Origin of the sequence: Pseudomonas sp. GL93, assembly GCF_003408955.1 — a bacterium.
Lineage (GTDB): Bacteria > Pseudomonadota > Gammaproteobacteria > Pseudomonadales > Pseudomonadaceae > Aquipseudomonas > Aquipseudomonas paracarnis.
Window position 1 is genome coordinate 1 of record NZ_NKRF01000100.1, and the last position, 2,962, is coordinate 2,962.

Consider the following 2,962-nt stretch of genomic DNA (forward strand, 5'->3'; position numbering starts at 1 on the left):
GTTTTCAATCAGTGCACTGCGCCCGTTGGCATCATCGCGTGCGATGTCGAGGCCACCCAGGCTGTAGACATCACCAAAGCGGTTGCTGAAGTCGTTGACGCGCAAGGTCATGTCCTTGCCGCTGAACAACAGGCCTTTTTCATTGAGCAGATGCGTGGCGTTGAGGCGAACATTCTCGGAGCCGCCCAGGGTGCCGTAGTTGTTCAGGGTGGCAGCGTTGACCGTCAGGTTGCCTACCGAGGTCACGCGACCACGATTGGTCAGGACGTTGGTGCTCGTGACCTGGGTGATTGCACCACCACCAATACGAGCATTCTCACCCAGGTCCATGTTGGCGGCGGCGAGGGTCATGTCACCCAGGCTGCTGACCCGGCCGTTGCCGCTGTAGCCGCCGGTGAGAGTCAGTTTGAGGGTGCCGTCACTGGCCAGCAGGCCTTCGTTGGTCCAGGTGTCGCCCGTGCCGGTGAGGCTTTGTGCGCCGAGCAATTGGCCGCTGGCGGTCTGGGTGAACTGGCCGATGTCGAGATTCAGGCGCCCGGCCTGGATCACACTGCTGTTGGTCCAGCTTGCTGCCTTGATATCCAGTTGGCCGTTGGTGACGAAGCTGCCACCGGCACGGGTGACCTGGTCGGACGTCAGGTCAAACGTGCCAGTGCCGGTATGCACGATGCGCCCACCGTTGTTGTCCAGGCTGGCGGTTTGCAGGTTGAGGGTTTCGTTGGCGCTTTCCAGCGCGCCTAAACGGTTATCGAATAAACCGGTGGTGCGAATATCCGTGGTGCCGACACCGCCCATGGCGCGCAGGTTGCCGATGGCGTTGTTGATGGCCTGTGCAGCGAGGCGCAGGGTGCCGTCGCTTTCGATCAGGCCATAGCTGTTGCTCAGCGTGCCCGTCAGGCCGAAATCAATCGTGCGCGCGCCCACCTTGCCGCCGTTGCCGACCGCTGTACCTTGGTTATCGAAGTCCTCGGCCGTGACCTTGAGCAAGGTGTCGGCATACACACCGCCTCCCTGGTTATTCAAGGTGCTGGTGACGATGCGGTTTTCACCGCCCAGCGCCGACAGATGCCCCATCTGGTTGAGCAACCCGTCCCTGGCTGTGATATCCAGCGATTGCGCCTGGGTGATGCCGCTGCCGTTATCGAACAGGCCGGTGACCAGCTTGATCCAGCCCTTGCTGCTGTTGAGGATGCCGCCTGCGGTGTTGGTTACGCTGGCCGCTTCCAGGTCCAGGTTGCCACTGAGGCTGTCGACCCGACCGCCCTGGTTGTTCAGGGCGCCACTGAGGCGCAAGCGGTTTTCGGTCTGGCTTTGCAGCGTGCCCTTTTGGTTGTTGAGCGCTTGAGCGGCAAGATCCAGCTTGCCTTTTTGGCTGTAAATCAAGCCGTCTTGCTGGTTGTGGATGTCACCGGCCAACAGCTTGATGACCAGGTCTTTCTGGCTGGCGAGCGTGCCTTTGGCGCTGTTATCCAGGTCGCCGTTGGCAAGGGTCAGGTCGAGTCGATCCTGGCTGACCAGTTGGCCGCCACGGTTATCCAGGCTGGCTGCGTTCAGCAACAGTGCCGCGCCACTGGCCAGGCGGGCGTTGTTGGCGTTGATCAGCGCACCACTGAGAGTGCCTTCCAGGGTGCCCTGGCTGATCAGTTGCCCGCCGCTGTTGTCCAGGCTTTGACCGGTCAGGGAGATATTGGCGGCGCTGATCTGGCCGCCACGGTTGAGGATTTCACTCTGGGCGTTGTTGAAGTCCAGCTGTTGACCGGCGGAAATCAAGCCGTTGTTGCCGTTGTCCAGGCGACCGGCAACGTTGAGGTCTACATCAGCCTGGCCGGAGATGATCCCTTGGTCATTGTTCAGGCTGGCCGCGCTGAGGGTTTGTTTGCCCTGGCTGACCAGAGCGCCCGCTGCGTGGTTATCCAACGCGCCGGTGAGGCTGGTTTGCAGGGTGCCGCTCTTGCTCGACAACGTACCTTCGGCACTGTTGTCCAGGCTGCCGCCCACTACCGCCAGGCCATTCCAACCGGAGATCAAGCCCTTGTTGGCGTTGACCACTGTATCCGCTTCAAGGCGCAGTTGATCGGCACTGAGGATGACCCCGCGATCACCGTTGTCGATGCGCTTGGCGGCGACGGTGAACGCCGTCTGGCTGGAGATTTCGCCTTGTTCGCGGTTGGTCAGGTTGGCCAGGCGCGCGAAGGTCAGCGGGCCTTTGGCGCTGATCAAGCCTGCGCTGTTGTCGAGATTGCCGCCTTGCAGGTCGAGGGTTACGGCGCGTTCGCCGATCAAGCGGCCCTGACGCTGGATCAGCTGTTGAACGATGAGATTCAAGTCGCCTTTGGCTGAGATTTCGCCATCCAGGCTTGAGTCGACTGTTTGCCCGGTCAGGGTCAGGTCCGCCTGGCTGTTGATCAACCCGGCGGTGTTATCGAGGTTCGCAGTGGTCAGGTTCAGTGCCTGTTGACTGCCGATCACACCCGCGCGGTTATCCACATTGGCGGCAGTGACTGTCTGGCTACCGTCGCTGACGATACGCCCGCCCTGGTGATTGTCCAACGCGCCGGTGTTGAGCGTCTGTAGCGTGCCGGCCGAGAGGCTGCCCTTGTCGCTGTTGTTCAAGGAGCCTGAGGTGGTAGTCAAAACCGTAGCGGCGGATATCTGCCCCTGGTTATGGTTATCCAGCACGCCGGTGACCTTCAGGTCCAGCGCACCACGGCTGGCGAGCGCGCCACGGGCCTGGTTGTCCAGGCTGTCGGCTGCCACTTGCAGAACGCTCTTGGCGGACAGTACACCTTCCACGCTGTTATCCAGCGCCTTGGCGATACGTACCTGCAAGCTGTCGCCACTGATGACTTTGCCGCCGCGGTTATTCAGCGCATCGGCGGCCAACAGGAATGACTGGGTGCTGGAAATCTCACCGCCCTGACTGTTGTCGACGGCGCCCCGGTTGTTCAGCAGCAGTGCAATA

1 protein-coding gene is annotated in these 2,962 nt (G+C 61.4%); it reads right to left on the reverse strand.

Features of this window, described 5'->3' with window-relative positions; genetic code table 11:
- On the reverse strand, window positions 1–2,962 hold a 2,962-nt coding region (locus CER19_RS23700), incomplete at both ends, for a beta strand repeat-containing protein (protein WP_371921558.1).